Consider the following 967-nt stretch of genomic DNA (forward strand, 5'->3'; position numbering starts at 1 on the left):
CTGGCGGCCGCCGGACGAGTTCTGACGAGGGAGGCCAGCAAAGTGCGAGACGTGTCGTCGCCCTATTGGAACCCCGGACGTGAGCTGCGGGATCCCGCGGACCGGGACGCGTCGACCCTGGTTCAGCTTCGCCGGCAGCTTGCACGTGCGTACGAGCTTCCGTTCTATCGGCGCCACTGGGATGCCCACGGTTTCCACCCCGACCAGGTGCGCAGCTTCGACGACTTCACCAAGCGGTGCCCTGTCATCACCAAGAAGATGCTGGTCGACGACCAGGCCGAGCATCCACCGTTCGGCTCCTATCTGGGCATACCGCGCAACGACATCTACCGGATTCACGGCTCGAGCGGCACCTCGGGTGTGCCCACGATGTACGGCGTCGCGCGAAGCGACTGGGATCATGCCCGTGAGATCTTCGCGCTGACCCACTGGGCGTCGGGCGTCCGGCCCACCGACACGGTTCACTTCGCTTTTCCGTTCGGTATGTTCTTCGGCGGCTGGGCGATGTTGTACGCGGCCGAGTCGGTGGGAGCCACCGTGCTGCCGATGGGCGCCGCCGACACGCGCCGGCACATCGAGATGATCGACCGGATGGGCTGCACGGTGGTCGAGGCCACTCCGACGTACATGCTGCACATGGCCGAGGTGGCGCGGGAGATGGGGTACGACCCCGCCGCCTCGCCCCTGCGGCTGTTCCTCAGCGGCGGGGAGCCGGGTGGTTCGATTCCCTCGACGCGACGGCTCCTGCTGGAGACCTGGGGCCTGGAGACGGTCTGCGACGCGGGGACCTCGTCCGAGATGTTCCCGTTCGTGACGAATGCCGAATGCCGCGAGATGAACGGCATGCACGTCTACACCGACGAGGTCTGGACGGAGATCGTCCACCCCGACGACCCGGCGAGCCCGGTCCCGGAGGGTGAGATCGGCAATCTCGTCTACACGCATCTGTGGCGGGCCTCCCAGCCGA

General features: G+C 67.0%; 1 protein-coding gene. It reads left to right on the top strand.

Features of this window, described 5'->3' with window-relative positions:
* Window positions 1–51: 51 nt before the first annotated feature.
* A partial coding sequence (locus FrCorBMG51_RS30050; RefSeq protein ID WP_200902571.1) for a phenylacetate--CoA ligase family protein occupies window positions 52–967 on the top strand: 916 nt, incomplete at its 3' end.

Source organism: Protofrankia coriariae (assembly GCF_001017755.1).
GTDB classification, from domain to species: Bacteria; Actinomycetota; Actinomycetes; order Frankiales; family Frankiaceae; genus Protofrankia; species Protofrankia coriariae.